15 protein-coding genes are annotated in these 19,412 nt (G+C 50.2%); 6 read left to right on the forward strand and 9 right to left on the reverse strand.

Annotated elements, in window-relative coordinates; all coding sequences use genetic code 11:
- Nucleotides 1–133: 133 nt before the first annotated feature.
- Both LLG46_05250 and LLG46_05255 read left to right on the forward strand, forming a co-directional pair.
- Nucleotides 134–1,372: a glucuronate isomerase gene (locus LLG46_05250; protein ID MCE5322709.1), complete on the forward strand. Its 1,239-nt coding sequence runs from the start codon at nt 134–136 to the stop codon at nt 1,370–1,372.
- 2 nt (nt 1,373–1,374) lie between these two features.
- On the forward strand, nt 1,375–2,328 hold the full coding sequence (locus tag LLG46_05255; protein MCE5322710.1) for a sugar phosphate isomerase/epimerase: 954 nt from the start codon (nt 1,375–1,377) through the stop codon (nt 2,326–2,328).
- A gap of 104 nt (nt 2,329–2,432) precedes the next feature.
- Here LLG46_05255 and LLG46_05260 read toward each other — a convergent pair whose 3' ends face one another.
- Entirely contained in the window at nt 2,433–2,978 is a 546-nt protein-coding gene (locus LLG46_05260) for a hypothetical protein (GenBank protein MCE5322711.1), read from the reverse strand.
- Between the two features lie 224 nt (nt 2,979–3,202).
- On the opposite strand from LLG46_05260, the gene LLG46_05265 reads away from it, so the two are divergent.
- The 3 genes from LLG46_05265 to LLG46_05275 all read left to right on the forward strand — a co-directional run bounded on the left by LLG46_05265 (nt 3,203) and on the right by LLG46_05275 (nt 6,064).
- Nucleotides 3,203–3,937, forward strand: a complete 735-nt coding sequence (locus LLG46_05265; protein ID MCE5322712.1) for a DUF975 family protein — start codon at nt 3,203–3,205, stop codon at nt 3,935–3,937.
- Between the two features lie 157 nt (nt 3,938–4,094).
- A complete protein-coding gene (locus tag LLG46_05270; GenBank protein MCE5322713.1) occupies nt 4,095–5,360 on the forward strand; it encodes a hypothetical protein in 1,266 nt (421 codons plus the stop codon).
- Nucleotides 5,357–6,064 (forward strand): ComF family protein, encoded by a 708-nt coding sequence (locus tag LLG46_05275; GenBank protein ID MCE5322714.1) that lies wholly within the window; start codon nt 5,357–5,359, stop codon nt 6,062–6,064. The genes LLG46_05270 and LLG46_05275 overlap by 4 nt, the downstream gene beginning before the upstream one ends.
- A gap of 72 nt (nt 6,065–6,136) precedes the next feature.
- Here the strand turns inward: LLG46_05275 and LLG46_05280 are convergent, their stop codons facing one another.
- Complete coding sequence (locus LLG46_05280) at nt 6,137–8,080, reverse strand: hypothetical protein (protein MCE5322715.1); 1,944 nt, start codon at nt 8,078–8,080, stop codon at nt 6,137–6,139.
- A gap of 93 nt (nt 8,081–8,173) precedes the next feature.
- Here LLG46_05280 and LLG46_05285 point away from each other — a divergent pair, with 93 nt between their 5' ends.
- Nucleotides 8,174–9,613: a hypothetical protein gene (locus LLG46_05285; protein MCE5322716.1), complete on the forward strand. Its 1,440-nt coding sequence runs from the start codon at nt 8,174–8,176 to the stop codon at nt 9,611–9,613.
- A gap of 3 nt (nt 9,614–9,616) precedes the next feature.
- Here LLG46_05285 and LLG46_05290 read toward each other — a convergent pair whose 3' ends face one another.
- The 7 genes from LLG46_05290 to rpmA all read right to left on the reverse strand — a co-directional run bounded on the left by LLG46_05290 (nt 9,617) and on the right by rpmA (nt 19,365).
- Entirely contained in the window at nt 9,617–10,750 is a 1,134-nt protein-coding gene (locus tag LLG46_05290) for a hypothetical protein (protein ID MCE5322717.1), read from the reverse strand.
- Nucleotides 10,751–10,852: 102 nt separating this feature from the next.
- On the reverse strand, nt 10,853–11,974 hold the full coding sequence (locus LLG46_05295) for a site-2 protease family protein (GenBank protein ID MCE5322718.1): 1,122 nt from the start codon (nt 11,972–11,974) through the stop codon (nt 10,853–10,855).
- An 81-nt stretch (nt 11,975–12,055) separates the two neighbouring features.
- Nucleotides 12,056–13,240, reverse strand: coding sequence for an MFS transporter (locus LLG46_05300; GenBank protein ID MCE5322719.1), 1,185 nt, complete (start codon nt 13,238–13,240; stop codon nt 12,056–12,058).
- A 199-nt stretch (nt 13,241–13,439) separates the two neighbouring features.
- The gene (locus LLG46_05305) at nt 13,440–16,172 is read right to left on the reverse strand and encodes a glycosyl hydrolase-related protein (GenBank protein ID MCE5322720.1); all 2,733 of its coding nucleotides are present in this window, start codon (nt 16,170–16,172) and stop codon (nt 13,440–13,442) included.
- A 250-nt stretch (nt 16,173–16,422) separates the two neighbouring features.
- Nucleotides 16,423–16,992: a hypothetical protein gene (locus tag LLG46_05310; protein ID MCE5322721.1), complete on the reverse strand. Its 570-nt coding sequence runs from the start codon at nt 16,990–16,992 to the stop codon at nt 16,423–16,425.
- Nucleotides 16,989–18,839: a hypothetical protein gene (locus LLG46_05315; GenBank protein ID MCE5322722.1), complete on the reverse strand. Its 1,851-nt coding sequence runs from the start codon at nt 18,837–18,839 to the stop codon at nt 16,989–16,991. Before LLG46_05315 ends, LLG46_05310 begins: the two co-directional genes overlap by 4 nt.
- 268 nt (nt 18,840–19,107) lie before the next feature.
- Entirely contained in the window at nt 19,108–19,365 is a 258-nt protein-coding gene (rpmA, locus tag LLG46_05320; protein ID MCE5322723.1) for a 50S ribosomal protein L27, read from the reverse strand.
- Between the last annotated feature and the right edge of the window lie 47 nt (nt 19,366–19,412).

Raw genomic sequence — 19,412 nt, forward strand, 5'->3', positions numbered from 1 at the left:
CTTTCTGAAAAACAATAGCTGGAAGGAAATCCAAAAGCTTGATTTTACACACAACAATAGACACGACTGTTGACAACTATCGAGAATGGAACTATCCTATTCCTAATGTAAGCGGTTACAAAACGGGAGAATAATGGAGACAACTATTACCAAGATTCGAGATATGGTCGCGCAGGCTATCAGAGAGACTGCGGTGACTGATATACATACCCATCTTTACTCACCAAGCTTTGGAGAAATCCTACTCTGGGGAATTGACGAACTGCTCACCTATCACTACCTGGTCGCCGAGACCATGCGCTGGGTGGACGTAACATACGAGAAGTTCTGGGCTATGTCCAAAACCGAACAGGCCGACCTTGTATGGAAAACGCTGTTTATAGATCACTCGCCGGTCAGCGAGTCCTGCAGAGGTGTTCTCACCACCCTAAATATGCTTGGGCTGGACACTTCATCGCGTGACCTGGCATCATATCGCCGGTTCTTTGCCGAAAAGAAAGTCGAAGACTATGTGGACATGGTCTTCAAAATCGCTAACCTGGACAGCGCGATCATGACCAACGATCCGTTCGATGACCTGGAAAGACCATCTTGGACCGAAAGCAGGCCGGTCGATCCCAGGTTCAAAGCAGCACTTCGTATAGACGGATTACTCAACGACTGGAGCACCGCCGCACCTGCACTCAACAACTGGGGATACGAGGTCGAAACAAGCTTCGGAGGCAATACATATTCTGAAGCCAGGCGTTTCCTTGTCGACTGGATCACAAAAATTGACGCTACGTATATGGCTGTATCGCTCCCTCCTACATTCGCATTCCCAGAGGAATCATCGAGAGGGCGGCTGATACAAGACTGTGTGCTGCCAGTTGCCGCAGAGACAGGCAAACCGTTTGCACTAATGCTCGGGGTAAAAAAACTCACTAATCCTGCACTGCGCTTGGCAGGCGACTCAGTCGGCAAAAGCAACATCGACGTGATCGAAAATCTGTGCAGCAATCATCCCAACGTCAAATTCCTGGTGACCATGCTCGCCAGAGAAAACCAGCATGAGCTATGCGTGGCCGCACGCAAGTTCCGCAACCTTCATATATTCGGATGCTGGTGGTTCCTTAACAACCCCAGCCTCATTAACGAGATGACCAGGATGCGCCTTGAACTCCTCGGGCTGAGCATAACCCCTCAGCATTCAGATGCGCGTGTGCTGGATCAGCTTATATACAAGTGGGCGCACTCTCGTCATATAATAGAAGATGTTTTGGTCGACAAATACATGGACCTCGCCGCAACCGGCTGGCAGGTGACCGAACAGGAAATCAGCCGCGACGTCGCCGACCTCTTCGGCGGCAGTTTCCGGCAGTTTATCAAATAGAAATGGAGAAAGTAGACATGTGCTGCAACGACGCGATAGGATCAATCTACAAGTATGCGGACGTCGGTCTGATTCACTTCATGGCTTATCCGCAGACGATCAAGGGCGATGGACCAATCCTTGAAACCCTGCAAAAAATCTGTGAGGACGACTATTTCACACTCGTCGAAATCACATGGATGAAAGACCCCGAGGTTCGCAAGGCTGCAAAAGCTATGCTCACACAGGCTGGTATGAAGTATGCATTCGGCGGCCAGCCGACACTCATGACCCAGAAGCTCAATCTCAATGACCCCGACGAAGCCGGACGGAAAAAGGCTGTCGAACAGATCAAAGCCGATATAGACGAGGCATATGAGATGGGCTGCATGGCCACGGCATTTTTGAGCGGTAAGGATCCCGGCCCTGAAGGCAAAGCCAAAGGCCTTGAACTGCTCTATGAATCAGTAACCGAAATTTGTGAATACGCCAAGGGCAAAGGCAATATGCCCATAGCGCTCGAAACGTTCGACCAGGTAGAATACGGTAAGAACACCATACTTGGTCCGACGAAGGATTCGGTGGCATTCGCAGAAAAGGTGAGGGCGAAATACTCTAACTTCGGCCTCATGCTCGACCTGAGCCACATGCCGCTGCTCGGCGAGACAACTAAGGAAATGCTTGAGCCCGCTAAGGACGTGCTGGTCCATATTCATATCGGCAACTGCGTGATGAAGGACCCCTCTCACCCTGCATACGGCGATGAGCACCCAAGGTTCGGAATCTGCGGCGGAGAAAACGGCGTGGATGAGCTTGCCGATTTCATTCAGGGACTATTCAAAATCGGATACTTCAACGACAAGGGCCCCAAGCCTATGAGCTTTGAGGTCAAACCTATTGCAGCATTCGGAGAACCGTCTGAGATAGTGATTGCCAACGCTAAGCGTGCACTCAACAAAGCCTGGGCGATGATATAAAAACAGGAAATAGGTAAGAGGTAACAAGATACCTCCAGGTACCTTACAAAATCCCTCTATCTTATAAAATCCCTCCAGGTATCTTACCTGGAGGGATTATTGTATTACAACTTGACTGTGAAGAGCTTCATACCCGCGTAGATAGAAAACCCACTGAAATCATACCCGGCCAACTTGCTGAAATAGTCATATCTTGCCTCAAGATAATAACGGCGGCTGAAAACAAGTCCAAGCGACATATTGGTATTGAGGCCAATGTGCTTGTCATCGATGCCGAGAGTATCGTCCTTAAGCTGCCCATAATATGGACCGGCGCGCAACACGACATACGGACGCACGTTGTTATCCTCGCCGAATCCACGCTCGTACCCGAACGAAATCGGATACAAACTCACATCAGACGTCCCTCCGTCGAGATTATACTTGCCACCCTCGGATATAAACCGCCACTTGTTTGTCTTATTCGGCTCAAACGTGGTGAAACTTATCCGCGTCCAAGTGTCGTCAAACTTATCCTTTGTCGCCGAGTCTGTAGGTTTGAATATTCCTCCACCAATCGCAAAGGTTATCTCCGATTTTTCCGCCAACGCAGGTCCGACTGCGACTAAAAATAGTGTCAGAAGCCCTAATATCCGGCCTGTAATGCGCATATTTCTTCCCCTTTCACACGATCAGCACTATGAGGTCATATTACGATTTGTTCAGCTAGATGTCAATATCACAATAGTCCTTTTTCTCGGTCTTAATGATTGGTATTCAAGACTTTGCAGTTGTCTCGTATGTTTACAATTTGACATTGTATATAGCAAGTATTACTATTTCATCATTACAGAGGCCGGCAGAGACGGCCCATAACGAGGTTGGAGGGAATTTAATGAATCTAGAGCTTATCAGTTTAGGCAGATGTTTCTCTGATGGTTGGGAGGCTTTCAAGGAATACATAGGCATATCAATCGGCGTATTTGTAGTATATACGGCAATAAATATGGCGGCAGGCTATATACCGGTGATAGGGCAGATATGGCAACTGACAGGTGGTTTTGTATTGGCGGGAGGCTTTGTTCTATTCTTCTTGAAGGTGCTCAAGTCTGAAAATCCCAGCTTTGGCGATCTTTTCAGTCAGTTCAGTGACTTTGTCAGATGGTTGGGTGTCGCTTGGCTGCTCATCCTCTATACTCTTATCGCTGCGATAATTAGCGCTATACCCTGCGGATTGTTTGCTCTGATCGGACTTGCGGCCGGCAAAGAATCATCGCTTTTCCAGATTCTATTAGGCATTGGCGCTTTTATATCAGTCGTAATTTTGTATTGTATAGTTATTCGTTGGGCATATGTATTCTATGCTGCTGCCGATGAAGGACTGACTGCCAAGGCTGCGATTGTAAGAAGCGAAGAGCTGACTGCCGGGATCAGGCCACAGGTATTTTGGGTGACGCTTGTGGCCGGTCTTGTTGCTGTAGCAGGAGCAATAGTGTTTGGTGTGGGTGTGTTGTTCACCATACCACTTTCTTATTGCATAATGACTGCACTTTACCTGAATACAAAAACCATGAGATCAGGCGATCAACAGATCGAGACCCCCACCGATTCATCGACTCCCACGCTGTAAATAAATACAAACTTCACCCCGGTCAAAAAACTGGCCGGGGTTATTTTTTGTTCGCACAAACACAAAATCAAACTCAGCGCTTGCCAACTTGAGAAAAACATGGCATTATGGGATCGGCTAATTGTAAGCCTGTAATTTATACGGAGAATGAGAGGGCATGAACAAAAGAAATATCAGTGTGATTGCTTTCTCGATTTGCCTGGCGGCGCTGCTTTGCACAATATGCGTTGACGCATACTGTGATGAGTTCCGCTTTGCCCAGATCGATGAATATGTAGCCCAAACGCCGGCCGGCGCTGAGAAGTCGCTGGACATTCTTGCCGAATATCTTTCAAAACCGGCCTGCAGCGACGTAGAAAAGGCACGTGCGATCTATTCGTGGATCACACACAATATTGACTTCGACCCGGAAACATACACATCCGGCGATTACGGCGACCAGAGTCCCGAGAAAATACTCGAGACGCGACTGGCTGTCTGCGGCGGATACGGAAACTTCTTCAATGCCCTGGCAAAAAGAATGGGGCTTGAGTCTGTTATGATCGAGGGATACTCACGAGGCAAAGGCTACCGGGCAGGTTCCACATTTGATAAATATGACCACGCATGGAATGCGGTCAAGATTGATGGATCGTGGCGGCTGCTGGACTGTATATGGGGAGCGGGATATGTCGATAACGATAACAAGTTCATCCGCAAACCAAGAGATCATTACTTCCTCACAAATCCACAAGAGTTCATATACGACCATTTCCCAGAAAATTCGGCATGGCAGCTTCTTGACAAGCCTCTTACAAAGTCCGAATTCGAGCTACTGGTATATATCAGACCGGCTTTCTTTGGCAACAGGCTCAAGCTCATCAGCCATACACAGGGAGTAATAAATTGCACCGGCACATGTAATGTTGAGCTGGAAACACCGGACGACGTGCTGCTAAAAGCAGAAGTTGACCGGGGTGATACCAAGGTGCCTGGCGCATCGGTGTTTGTCCAGCGAGATGCAAGCCATGTTGCGGTGAACGCAGTCTTGCCGTCGGCTGGTGAATATATTCTGCGTCTATACACAAAGCACGCCGATGATCCGGGCAATTATGAATGGGCGGCGGATTACTGCGTGCGAGCCAGCTCACAAGGTAACAACAAAACTTTCCCAACCGTATTTGAGACATTCCATCAAAGAAATGCACACCTCTACCAACCAATGTGCGGATCCCTCAAGTCCGGATCAACCGAGATATTCAAGATCAGCGCCCCTGAAGCTGTTGCCGTCGCGGTAATCATTGACGGCAAATGGACAAATCTTCAGAAGATTGGAAACGTGTTCGAGGGACAGGCGCTCATTAGAGGCAATGAAGTTCAGGTCGCAGCAATGTTTCCAGGAAATCGCAAATACCTGGTATTGCTGAAATACACAGTGACATGATGACCCTTGCACGCGATCTTTGGTCCGGTCTGCTTGATCTGGTCTACCCAACATATTGCCTGGCATGCGGCGCTGCAGACGAAAACTATCTATGCGCAAAGTGTGTGGAGATGATCGATATCATAGGCGATATGCATTGCTACAAGTGCGCAATTCCCTGCGAAACCTATATATGCTCGGACTGCCTGAGCCGGGAATTTGCGTTTGATTGGGCATGCAGCGCCGGTCTATATGAAGGTGCCTTGCGCAAAGCAATCCATGCACTCAAATATGATATGCACATTGCCATAGTCGACCAACTGGCAGAGTTGATGATCCGTTGCTACCCCCACAAGGAGCTTAACGGTGATGTCGATATGGTCATACCGATACCCATTCATCGCAACCGGCTGATTGAGCGTGGGTTCAATCAATCCGAAGAACTGTGCAGGCTGCTTTGCAAACGTATATACGTGCCGATGGAAACTGACGCGCTCTTCAGAATCAGAAATACACGCCACCAGGTCAGTCTACCTGAGGATAAACGTATGCTTAACATCAAAGGCGCGTTCGCAGTACGCCAGCCCGATCTGGTGATGGGCAGGCGCGTGCTGCTGGTCGATGATGTATTTACAACCGGCAGCACGCTTAACGAAGCCGCAAAAGTCCTTAAAGAATCGGGAGCCGAGTCCGTTTATGTATATACTCTAGCACGGAATTTCTAGCCCGCATTATTCACGAGAAACGTGAATAATGCTCTCAGAGACCCGGATTATGCACTAAGCGCATAATCCGGGCTAGCCGCCTTTGAATATCTCGCCAAGGCCGATAGCAGCAGGCTTCGGGTTGCCGTCAACATCTATTATGGATGTGTTGGCGTTGCATGGATAGCAGTCGTGCCCCATCCATATAATGATTCCCCCACAGCGCGGGAACCTGTTTTTGCATGCCTTTGCCACCGACATAAGCGCCTGCTTCTGACGCTCCTGGCTCCATGCCACATACTCCTCGATATTATGCGGCTGACGGCCATGTTCTGCATTGAATTGATTGGCTTCCAGCCACCAGAGCGAAGTTCTTCTCCACAGAGGGTTTTCGATCGATATGGGCATTGGGTCCAGATTGCCCTGCGATCTTCGGATGATCTCAACAGAGCTTGTGCCGGGTGCGCCGGTCTCCGACCTGAAGAGGGAATCATCCTTTTCCCACAGCGGGTCCCAGTCCTCGGCAAGTTTGCCGTCGCATTTCCACGGTCCATGAATATCCCAATGCTCACCTTTACCGAAATTGGCGGGGTCGGCCCACTCATTGGGTCCGCTTGCAGATGTCGGCAGAATACGTCTGGTCGGATCCTCCGCCTTCACCACTTCTTTATATCTCTTTATCAGCGGATGGGTGAAATCTACGGGTTTGCTGGTGCCGATATACATCAGCTCATTGCCGCCGCACCAAAGCAATAGTGAAACATGATGCTGTCTGCGCGCTATATATGATCGTGCAATGACTTCATGATCGTCGATGCTCTTTTCATCCTCGGGCGGGTAGTTATCGCAGCCTGAAGATGAGAGCGGGAATTCCTGCCACACGAAAATCCCCATCTCATCACATAAGTCATAGAACCACTTTCTTTCGAGAATAGCCCCACCCCACACGCGCATTACATTAAAGCCCAGGTCTTTGTAGACTTGCAGGCGTTTGCGATAGTCTTCACAGGTGGTATCGGCAAAGTTGGGATGGATCGGTGTCCAGTTGGCTCCCTGCAGGAAGATCGGCTTGCCGTTGACCACGCATATCCATGGATCGGCCTCCGCAGGTGCGCCCTCGCATGGCTGCCAGGTCACTTCCTTGAACCCGACCCTCCTTGTGACTGCATCCTGCTCCGTTCCATTCTTGTCCAGCAGCTTGACGGCCAGCTCATAAAGAGGCTGATCTCCATGCCCGTTAGGCCACCACAGCTTGACAGGCATATCGTCAAGCTCAATGCCATTATCATTAAATTCAACTGCTGATATGCTCTTCTGGCAGACAGCCTTGCCGCCATCTGAAAGAACAACCTGCACTGAGGCACTGTCGCCGGTCACCTTGCCCTTTATCTTTATCGATTCAAGCGATTTTGCAGAGTCGGCCTGGGTATAGCACTTCAGTTCGGATATCTCCGCACCATCCACCACTTCCAGGCTGATGCTGTCCCATATGCCTATCTGAACGAGCCTGACGACCCAGTCCCATGTGTAATTGAACCGGGCTTTCCACTCGGTCATCTCAGATGTAAAGCCCTGCTGACCGAGCCACCTGGGCGGCAGATCGAATACTATCTGCAGAATATTGTCCGATTCCTTGACGGCAGGAGTAATGTCGAATACATGTGGGATATAAGTGCCCTCAAACCCGCCTATCTCCTTGCCGTTGAGATAAATCCAACCGGAATAGTCGAGGCCATCGCATCTCAGGCGGTAGGTCTTGCCGCTTTCGATCATATCATCAGGCAAAACCGCTTTGTATACCCAATGTCTGTTCTCAACCCACTCGCATGCCCGATAGTTGAGTCCCTCGTTCCAATCGGGTATGATGCCGGCGCCTCTCAGTGCGCCCTGCACTGAGCCTGGTACTTTCGCCGATATAGATCGCACTTCAGCTTCAGGTGTCGCACCGACCTCCATAGACTTGGTCAGCCACCATACATACGGTGTGTAACCGGAAAGACTCCAGTCCAGCGTTGAAAGATCATAAGTCTTTTTCATTGCACTCCTCTTGCATACTGCTTTTGCAATGTACTGTTTAATTAATGCGACCCAATCACCTTCACCTGTTATAATTTATCTATGAGATACTTTTTGGCAAGTTTGTTTCTGTTGATATTTCCAAACATCTGCTGTCAGGCTTCCTATATGGATTTTCCGGCAGAAGAAATATACAGGATTCGTATACTGAACCAGGTCGGCGGGCTTGTGCAGGTGAGCCTGGATAGAGGCCGCAGCTACAGCACGGTAGGCCGAGTTAAAGTAGCTGCCAACGCACGGATAACAGGCTTTAGCGCTTCTTCATATACTCCTCATGGTGCGGTCGCGGCAACCGCCGTCCATGGAATCAGGATAAAAACAGGTCAGGCAGCCATGGGTGTGGGTAAAGCTCAGATGCCGCTGATGTTCAGCATATCACCGCGCGAGTTCTCGTCAATCCCGCACGGGTATGGCGGACACATACCGCGTTCATCGGCGATCCAGCTTGATATTCATACCGGCCAGTCTATATTTCGTGACTTTTCGCCGTATGTAGGCAACGCTGTCTTTGTAGAACGAGACCACAACCTGTTGGCTCTGCCGCAGGACTATCTGCCCATAACTGGAGAAACATTCGTGATAGTGGTCAAGCGCCCGACCCGCTTGCCGCGTGAAATAGACTTTGAGAATAAAATTGGCGGGGATGTGACTGCAATCTACCCTGACGGGACACGCGAACAGATCACGAAGGTAGACAGCCCCGTCCTCGGAATAGGCAGATATGACGCGACAACTTTCACCGGAGTCGGAGCAGTGAACACCAATCACGTGGGAGTGCTCACAATATCGACCGTGCCTGTATGCCCATGGAGCACGCAGGAAGGCGGAGCAGTCGAAACACGCGGCGGGTTTATGGTCCAGCCGTATTATCATGCTCATGACCAGGGCGTGAACCAGCCGCAAGTCATGATAATCGGGACAAAGGATTCATCAAAACCAATTCTGGAAGGTAAGCCGCCGCTCTTTTTTGGCTATATCAACCTTGCATGGCAGCCCGGCAAACCCAACCAGTCATATCGTGCGCAAGTGCGTATAGATGACGGCGAGTGGGAAGACGTGCCCAGCATGGTCGGCAGGATAGACAATGCTTTTGCCGCTGGCTACATGACCGGCTATTTTGAAAAACTCGGCAAGCCGCGAAAAGTGGAAAAGGGAGTCACAGCCATTCGGCTGCTCTTCCCATCTTTCGACCCTGATTACGCCGCTAAAGAACTCAACCGCACTGCCGAGGATTACTGCCGAACATCTATAAAATCCGGCATCCAACCCGCATATGGGATATACGATATAAAGCCGCAGCGGCAGGTCGAGGACTCCATAACCACGTATTATGTCGATGGCCGCACGGTCTATACGACTAGCGACAACGCCACAGCGTATGGATGGGATACGACCAGATTCGCAAACGGCTTTCACGAGATTGTGATCGAGTCCGCATCCGATACGGGCCAGCCGGTGACTCAGAGGCGCTTTGTATTGATAATGAACAAATAGCTCTCAGTCATACTTACCGTAACTCTTGCATACTTCCACCAGCTTGAATATGTTTTCATCCGGCGTATCCCTGCCGCACTGATCACCGGTCGAAAGGATATAGCCGCCGTCCTCTGCCGCGTCATCGATACACTTTTTTGCAGCCCTTTCGACATCATCCACACTGCCGTTGAGCATCACATCAGTCGTATGGATATTGCCCATGAGCGCAAACCTGTGACCGAAGTCGCGCTTGATATCGGCAAGATCACAGTCACCCATCGGAGGTATCTCGAGAGGGTTCACGCAGTTCAAATCCGACTCCTCGGCAAGTATCTCTATCAATATCCTCTCCTTGCCGCAGCTGTGGATCATAGTCGGGATTCCGGCCTGCTTTGCCATTGCAGTCATCTTCTTGATCGTCGGCACACACAGTTCCTTGAAGATAGCCGGGGACTGCATGGTGATGGATCCGCTGCCTGCCAGCAATACGAAGTCGGGTTTTGCATCCAGAGCCAGTTCCATCATACGCAGAGACCGCTTCTCTTCCATAACCCGCCATTCTTCTATGAGGTCGGAGTGGTCCATGTATGCATATGTAAGCCCCTCCAGTCCGCTCTGGACCAGAGTGAACCATATCTGAAACCCCGGATAAGAGATGGGCACACCGAGAGCACCCAGGTCGCCAAGTTCGGTTCTCATCTCTTCCAGCCGGGTTGTGTCCGAGTCCAGAATGTCCGGGTAGAGGTATCTGAGTTTGTCGAAGTCCTGCTTTATGTCCTTGATCGGCTTCTCGGTGGGAGAAGCGGAATCGGCGACAAAAAATGTGGTCTCGGAAGTCAATACTCCCGCAGGGGTCTCGCACTTATATGCCACCACTATCCGCTCGGAGTCCCGGCTGACCACTTTCTGCTCGTATTTATTCTTATCATCGCATCTGAGACTGAGGTCACCATATGTGAACCAGCCGTCAATCCCGAAATATTTGACTGCCTCGATATAGGCTTTCCAGAGCGGAGGGTTCCACTCCATCTCAGTCTCCCAAAATGGCTTGCCGAGCAGGCGCATGGGGATCATGGTCGATATGTCCGGCGCGCAGGGTACGCGATCCGGTTTGCCATTTTGCATTGCAATGAGCATTCGTTCTTTGGGTGTCATATTATCCTCTGAGTGGTTGGTTTCAGTAGGATAGTTAGACGACAGTCGGGACATACCTTCGTTTATTCAAAAGATTTCTGGACTCTCAGCTTTCCACTTGCATCACATTCCCAACCTGAGCTTGGTCTGGATGAGCCTGAACACCGAGTCGCGCCCCACAGTGCCCTTTAGGTGATCGCCTTCAACCACCATCAACCGGCAGACATTTTCAGAGCTGAGCCTTGTCAGCGCAACCCATGCATCATCCTCTGAGGTCACTTCGTACTCACCGTCTATGCGGTGCATGATCTCGCCGACCTTGGTCATATCCCAAAGGTTCGACGGTACAGTCCGCACCTCTTCTGCGCCTACCACCCCGACCACATTCTCACCCGCCATAACCGGATAACACGAATATTCATGGCGCAAAAGCTGCTCGTCCACAAACTGTCTCACGCTCAGGTCGGCGGGTATCTCCGGGACATCCGTAGTCATCACCTGATCGACTCGCACCCCGGATAAAGCCCGCCTGATAAGAAGCTGCTCATAGCTCTGCCGAGCCGCACCGGTGAGAAACCAGCCGATAAAGATCAGCCATAGCCCACCTATCAGGTTTCCTCCGAGGATCATAAAGAAACCAAAGGCCATCATCGCATATCCGAAGCCCTGCCCCGAATATGACGCCCACTGTGTCGCTTTGGCAAGGTCGTCTGTGGCGCCCCATATGATCGAGCGCAGCACCCTTCCGCCATCAAGAGGAAATCCAGGCACCAGATTGAACGCACCCAAGAGGAGATTTATAAATGCCAAATAGCCCAACACCGCAACTATCGGCACAGGCCAGTCAGACCCTTCACCTATCCCGCCAAGCAGATAAAAGAATGCGGCCAACGCAAAGCTCGTTATAGGACCTATTATCGCCATCCAGAACTCTTCCCTGGCGGATTTCGGCTCATCGCTCATCTGGGATACACCGCCGAACAGGAAGAGTGTTATCCCTCTTACCGGCGTGCCGTATTTTCTGGAGACTATGCTGTGGCTGAGTTCATGCACCAGCACGGACGCGAAGAGCAGCAGAGCCGCCAGCACACCCATCCCCCAACTTGTGGCGACGTCCAGTTCAGGATAGAAATGTGGAAAATATCCGCTTGCCAGAGTGTAGACCACCAGGAAGAAAATCAAAAGCCATGACCAGTCTATGCTTATCTCAAAGCCGAAAAGCCGACCCAGTTTAACCCCGCCCATATGTGACCTCCAAACCATCAAGGGAAAATTTGGATTATGTCACTATGGCTTTACCCAATCCTAAGCAGCAAACAAACTCAGCTAGCCGTTGAGTTTGATGGCCGATCTCCACCTGGCGACAAGCCATTTGAATACACCCGCACCGATCAGCAAACACATCCCTGTAAAGAGGAAAATTGAACGGAGACCAAATATGCCGCCGATCTTGCCGGCAGCGAGTGGAGCAAACAGAGCGCCCAGTGTCCCTGCCGACTGCTGGATGCCATATGCTCTTCCGCGAAAACTCTCTTCAACCTTTGTACAGGTGAGCGCACCCGTGCTCGGCTGGACTGCGGCTATCCATAGTCCGTTCATAAAGTACACAACCGCAAACAGCCACACGCTGGACATAACAGTCAGTATGGCCGTAAAAACCCCGCACCCCAAGAGGCCAATTATGATTACTCTCTCGTAACCGATGCGTTCTCCAAGGCCGGTCCACTGGTGGGCTACAAGTATGAACGCCAGCGCAGGCAGTGTGAATATAATGCCGACCAGCCATTCCTTGGCGCCAAGACTGCCCAAATGAAGCGGCAGATATGGATTGATCGCATTGCTGAAGACCCATGCCAGAAACACTGCGAAAAGTATCGAGACTTGCACAGGCGACTTGAACGCGACTTCAAAGTCCTGTATCAGGCTCGTCTTTTCTATGGCAACCGGCTTATTGGGTTCCTGGACCAGCCGCCATACGAGCAATGTTGCGATCAGGTCAACTATCGCTGATATCTGCATTGCGCCTCTATAGCCCACCGCTGCAGCAAGGAGCCCACCGATTGCCGGACCGATTATCAACCCTGCGGCGGAAGCTGTCTGAGCAGTCGCCACTGAGCGCGGTGCATACTCTTCAGGTGTATTCGTCGCAATAAGAGTGATGGAGCCGGGAATGAAACCTGTCAGAGCACCGTTCAAAAATCTGAAAAAAGCCAGATGCCATGGCGCTGTGGACATGCTCATCCCAAGGTAGACACCGGCCAGACAAAAGCCCGCCCGTATAACCATCGCCTTACGCCCGTAACTGTCTCCCACCTTGCCCCAAAACGGCTGAGCGATGATCGCCGCAACAGACTGAGCAGCAAATACGATGCCCACCCATTCAAGCAGGTTATTACCCACATTCATTTTTTTGAGGAAAAGTGGCAGGAATGGTATTACCTGGTTCCAGCTTGCCGCCGCGAGGAAGATCGTGAGTGAGAGCACATATAAGTTACGTCGATAGTATGGCATTGCTAAAAGACTTCTCCAGAGCCATTAACAGTCTATCATGACTGTCAAGCATTGAGGATCGGCGGTGAAGTGATAACTGCATTACAGAATTGGTGAATCTAAGCATTTTTGAGTCATAGCAGCAGGCCACCGGGAATACTTGCAAAAATGGATCGGGGACAAAGATGCCCCGACCCATTAGCAATTAATTCGTCCAGGTCTAGTCAGCCAGCTTGAGCGTTTGTATCTTCTTTGCCGGAAGATCGATAGTCAACTCGTTGCCGCTGGCAAGCTCTTCAACGCTGTCCTCTCGCAAGTTAGAGAGCCACACTTGGGAAAGTGATTTGAACAGCGACACTTTGGCCTTTGCAGGACTCTGGGTGCCGTTCCAGAGTCTTAAAGCAAATCCCTTGCCATCCTCGCATTGTTTCACGCTGGAAAGCATCGCATTGTCCGACTCGATGCTCACAAATGAGAACTGAGTCGGCAGTTTGGCTGATTCGCCGGTATACAGCACCGGCATAGCCCTCAGCCCCTGCACAAAGGCATGAGCCTCATGCTGAGCATGGCTCTCGTTCCATTTGCCCGCGTGCGGTATTATGCTGTATTTGAATGTAAGTCTCCTACCCAGCATCTGAGCCTCAGGCGTTGCAATAATGGGTCCGGCGGGTCCCTGCCGTGTGTTCTTATATGCGGTCGACAGATAACCGACAGCTCTCAGCAGCGTGATCGCAATGGCTCTTTCATGGTCGGCGGTCACTTCGTATTCAGGCAGACCGATATTGGCAATGGTGAGACCTTTCGTTCCATCACTTACTGACGAAAAACTCTTTTGAGCAAACTGCTTTGGCTGGTCCTCTTTCCACAACTCAAGAGGCGGCTGCTTTATAAACACGGGGTGGTCGACCACATCGAACTGAGCCTCGCCGGAGGATATATCAGCATCCAGATATGATGGGAAGACAGCCCGCAGGCGGTGGTCACTGACTGTGTTCATCAGGCTCGTCTCGATATCCACACGTCGTGAATCCGCTCCCATAGAGATGACGCTTTCGATCACTAGAGGCTTTCTGACTGTCGAGCGGGCTTGATTCGTAGCGTCCAGCGACTCGGGCAGGTTCATAGTGATCCTGACCTTGTATGCGGCTCTGGCCTGTGAGTTTTCGATCATGGATATTTCGGCATTTTCGGACAGGCTGGTATATACCTCATCGCTCTTGGGGAATGAGTATGCATATCCGCCGCCGTTGTCACCGCCGTCTTCGAAGTAGTGCAGGTTCTCATAGATATGACCTGTCGACTTCTCTTTGAGACGAAGCGTGCCGTTGGGATTTATCTCCACACGCAGATAGTCATTCTCCATGACATCGCGTTCAGGGATCATGCTGCCAAACATACAGTTGGGCTTGTCTATGACCTTGAACTTGAATACCTTGTAGCCGCACGCCGGAATATCCTGTGCCCATAAGCTGAAATTGAAGACGGGGCGCATATCGGCGGTGCAGAATTTGCGAGCGGACGGCCTGTTTATCACTTTGCGCTCGAAGCTGTTGAGCCAGAACTTCTGCTGGTTGCCGTCCATATCGGTAATCAGAACCCCTCGGATGTCGGCATCATTCGCCGGGTCCTTTGCGTTGTATGGAATCTCGACTTCGACCTCCATCCAGTCCGAACGCTGCTCCTGGCTCGGGTTAAAGACCGCAAACGCATATTCATCATCGGCAAGGCCGTCTATCTTTACGTTCTCCAGTATGTCCGTAAACACAAATTGCAGCAGGTTATCCGCGATATCTTTCGCCCACTCGAAGCGGGTCTCCATCTGTCGATGCACGGCGTCGATGGAACATCCGCCAATTGAGTCGTGAGGATGGTTCTTGAGGACCCACTGCCATGCCTTTTCGATAAGCCCTTTCTCATAACTGCCGCCGATAAGCGTATTGAAAACGCTGAACGGCTCAACCCAGTTCTCGAGCAGCGTGCAGCATTCCTGGTTCTGCTGCTTAAGATATATCCGGGACGACAATACACCATTAAGGATGATCCCGGTGCCGATCTCCGCCCATACAGTATCGCGCAGTTCACCACAAATCACCTGCAGATCCTTGCCCTTGACGGCTTCCCTGAGCGCCTCGACATACTCATCAAACGACGCCTGGACAATCTCGCCGTCCTTGAGCTTTTCATTAGCTTTCTTGATGATACTCGGGATTTCTGGGTTGGCCTCCATGTGGTCGACGCCGTTAAAGAGAATGTGGCAGTTTGTCGCCGCTTTCTTCTTGATATCAGCGCATGCGGCAATTAGCGTCTCGGCAGCCATATTGCCCGTGGCCAGTTCATCATGACGCTTACCGGAATCCAGGAGCTGCTTTCGGATGATCCAGGGGGTGGATCCGACAAAGAGCGCAGCCGTGCAGTATCCGTATTGCTCATGAATATGCGTCAGCAGCACGCGGGAGCCGTCGGGAGACTCCCAGATCAGCTCATTCTTATATTCATCGCCCGATATACCGCGCCACAAAATGGCGTTGTCTATCCCCCACTGATTCAGGATTTGCGGTATCTGGCTGAAATGGCCGAATGTATCCGGCAGATAGCCTGCATTACTCGGTTTGCCGAACCTTTCTGCGATTCTGCGGCCAAATTCAAGGTTACGGACGGTGGACTCGCCAGTAACAAGAAACTCATCGGGCAGGATATACCATGGCCCCACTACCAGCTTGCCCTCGCCTATCCTTTTGCGGATCTCCGCCTCACGCTCCGGTTTTATCTCGAGGTAATCCTCGAGCACGACGCTCTGGCCGTCAAGATTGAAGCATTTATAGTTGGGATCAGTGTCGAATATATCGAGCAGCTTGTCCATAAGGCGCACCAGACGCATCCTGAACTGCTGAAACTCTCCATACCATTCGCGGTCCCAATGGGTCTCCGAACACAAATAATATTTATCGGGCACGATCAAACTCCTTAATTCACAGTCTTTCATGCGCACATTGTGCGCACATATTACCGTTCTTGCGGTCGGGCGCGAGTTCCTTCTGAGGAGTTGAAATTAGTAGAGTGGAGTTGTGGGCACGGATGCCCACAAAAACAGGCCGGAGCAGGAGTATCCCCGATCATAAAAATATGAGTCAACCATAATGTATTTGTCATACAAGCAAGAACTTGTCAATAGGCATTTCGAAAGATGTGACCTCCGCCGGCAGTTATTTGTGGTCTAGCTTAACGGTTCCCAAGCCAGTGAGTGGCAGCACATTGCCTGTCGCTCCATTCTGCTGCCGTATTGTGCACCCGAAACGCACCAAACCACTTGCGCGAATGTCTACGACCAAGTCCACATTCGACAAATCGTTCTTTGCTCCTAACTTATACAGTTCTGCCAGTTCATCACTCGGCCATTCACCAGTGGGATTTATCATAACCTGCCGGTATATCTTGAAATAGTTATCAAGTGCCCCTCGTTGTTTTGCGGTCAATGAAGTGCAAGGCAAAGTCACACTTTTGCTGGCTTTTAGACTATTTATCTGATCACTGCTCAATGTCCCAAAAAATTCCCAGGCAGGCACCAGAATAGCATGGAAACGGGCTTCATCTGAATCCTGGGACACGCCTTGTGGTAATGATCCCGATAAAACTTTCGACGCATTACAAAACTCAGGCGATGGGTTTTTGGGCGCCCATTCAGGCAAATTGGCCCTGGACCTATTAACGCAGCCACCTATCAGAAGCGTCATGACTACTATCGCAGATACTGCAATCCAGTGTTTCTTGTTCATTTGTTTTCTCCTTGTAATGTATCGTTGTTGTGTTGCACACTGCCGGAACAAGACTTTGCCGTCGGCTCTTTGGATTTCTTCCAACTGGGAGCGACAACCTGTGAGGTAATAATAGTCTGTCCATCAGCCGAGGTTATTTTGAACGTGTATATGTGCTGATCCAGAGTCTGTGAAGAGCTGACTGCCACCACAAACTCATTATCGTCTTGCAGCAACGTCGAAGGATATCCTGAAAGCAATGCAGTTACGGCTGTCTGTTTGCTTGGGTCAAGATTGGATAAGGCAAGCCCTTTTGGGGAAGACAGTGCCCTTCGTTCTGAAGCACTCAAAGCCGCATAAAACCTGAGCAGTGATCTGTTGTCTGTGACCGTATCCGTCAGTGTGGTATCTCCAAGCACGCTGTCATCACTAATATTTTCAGAAAGTTGGTCGGGTTCCAACATTGCCAACTGCGCAAGATAACTAATGTTCAGATATCCATCTTTCATTAACGCTTCCCGCCAACAATCCACCCAGGCGTCCGGGATTTGAACCCGTCTTTTTCTAACCCAGTCTCTGTCTTGAAACTCGAGTGTTGAGCCTTTCTTAGTCCAGTTATAGTTATATGTGTTTTGAATCATATTCAAGACACTCGTAAGCTCGATCTCATCGGAAACAATGCTGATCTTCTTTGAATTGCTTACGAAGCTGTCTGATACAACTGCAAATCCGGTCGCCTCAGAAACGGCATCTTGGACATCGGCAAGTGTTCCATTTGTGACACTCAACTTGATCTTGGGATCAGGTGTAAGGCCATCCGTATGGTCCACCTTCGGTTCCAAAGTCTCGATTGCTTTATCATCCACCTCCGTTGCTTTTTCGATTGCCTGTTCTTCCTCAGAAGTGACAGGCCGCTCCTCCTCAAGCGCCTGGGTCCCTATTTCCGCAGCCACCTGCCCAGTGCGGCTGTTGGGATCCGTAATAGGCAGACCGCATATGCCATTCGATTCATCGTCGGTAAACGACAAAACGCCCAGCACATATGACGGACACATGCGAATCGAGTTTCTATTGACATGAATATACACGTTATCAACATCGTTTACGCGTTCAACAAGCTCAGATAAGTTCTGTCCATCATATGCGGTTGCCAACAAGTTCAAGAGAAACTGGCGCATGGCTTCTTTGGTGGATGCTGAGAGCTGCGAAGCATTTACCACAGCTACATCACCTGTTGCAAAGGCGTTTGCAGCAGCCGAAGACTCACTCACAAACTTTTTAAAGAAGTTGGAAAAGCCCATCTCCGAATAGAGATACCTGGCCGGATCCGCTTCCTTCAGTTTTGCCAAGTCCTCTTCGCTCAGTTCCGCATCCTGCGCACTCTCGTCAAGCACTTTCTGGCGTGACTCATTACGTTTAGTCTCTTCGCGTTCGCATCTGAGACTGCTGTCAAGAATGGCCTTTCTATCCATATACAGAAGATAAGTCCATGTTCCTTTATCTTCAGTACGCTTCCATTTGAAGTTCATAACGCGGGCAATGGAGTTCATCAGGTCGACAAGAGGAGTATCTTTTGCAAGGATGACCATTTTACGATCGCGCACTTGCCAGTCGTTTTTGTTTATGCCTGCTTGGAATTTAATTCCTGATAGAACGCTCAAATCAGACAATATGGAACTGACGCTTTTCTGCTCGGCTTGATAAGCTGCCTTTTGCTCAAGTTTCGTGGCAATGTCCGACGAATCGGCTGCCGTTTGCACGCCTGTGACATTTGGGTCAACATTGACCCTCCCGACTGCCCATAGACAATTGGCCGGAGCCAATACGATTGCGATCATCAAGCACAAAAACGATATCGTCCGCATCATAGATCGTCTACTCCTTAGTTTCATTGTCCGGTCTACCGCATTCACGCTCATATTGCCACTGGAAAGACCTCCATAGATTAAGACGCTGCTTATCCATATTTTTTTGTGAGAAACGAAATTTACCGACTGCTGGAGCTTTGGCTGCGGTTGTTCGTGTTGCAATCCCAATACATTGGTGGCTATCAGCGCAATTCCTACAAATAATAGTAGTACAAAAAAAGAGATGCCCATATGGACATCCCTTTATTATTTAAACTATTAGATAAATCTACCCGGCTTCAGGATATACGCTTACTTTCCTTCTGCCGTTGCCTGTCTCGAACTTGACGAACCCATCGATCAGAGAGTATAGCGTATCGTCCTTGCCCTTGCCGACATTGATGCCGGGATGCAGCGGAGTGCCCCGCTGGCGGACAAGTATGCTTCCTGCAGTCACTTTCTCGCCGGCGAATTCTTTGACACCAAGCCGTTTCGGGTTGGAGTCTCTGCCGTTTCTGGTACTACCCATACCTTTTTTATGAGCCATGATAAAACCTCTGTTATGAGTTGTGAGTTATGAGTTACTGTGTCTGA

The sequence above is a fragment of the bacterium genome, from assembly GCA_021371935.1.
Taxonomy (GTDB): domain Bacteria; phylum Armatimonadota; class UBA5829; order UBA5829; family UBA5829; genus UBA5829.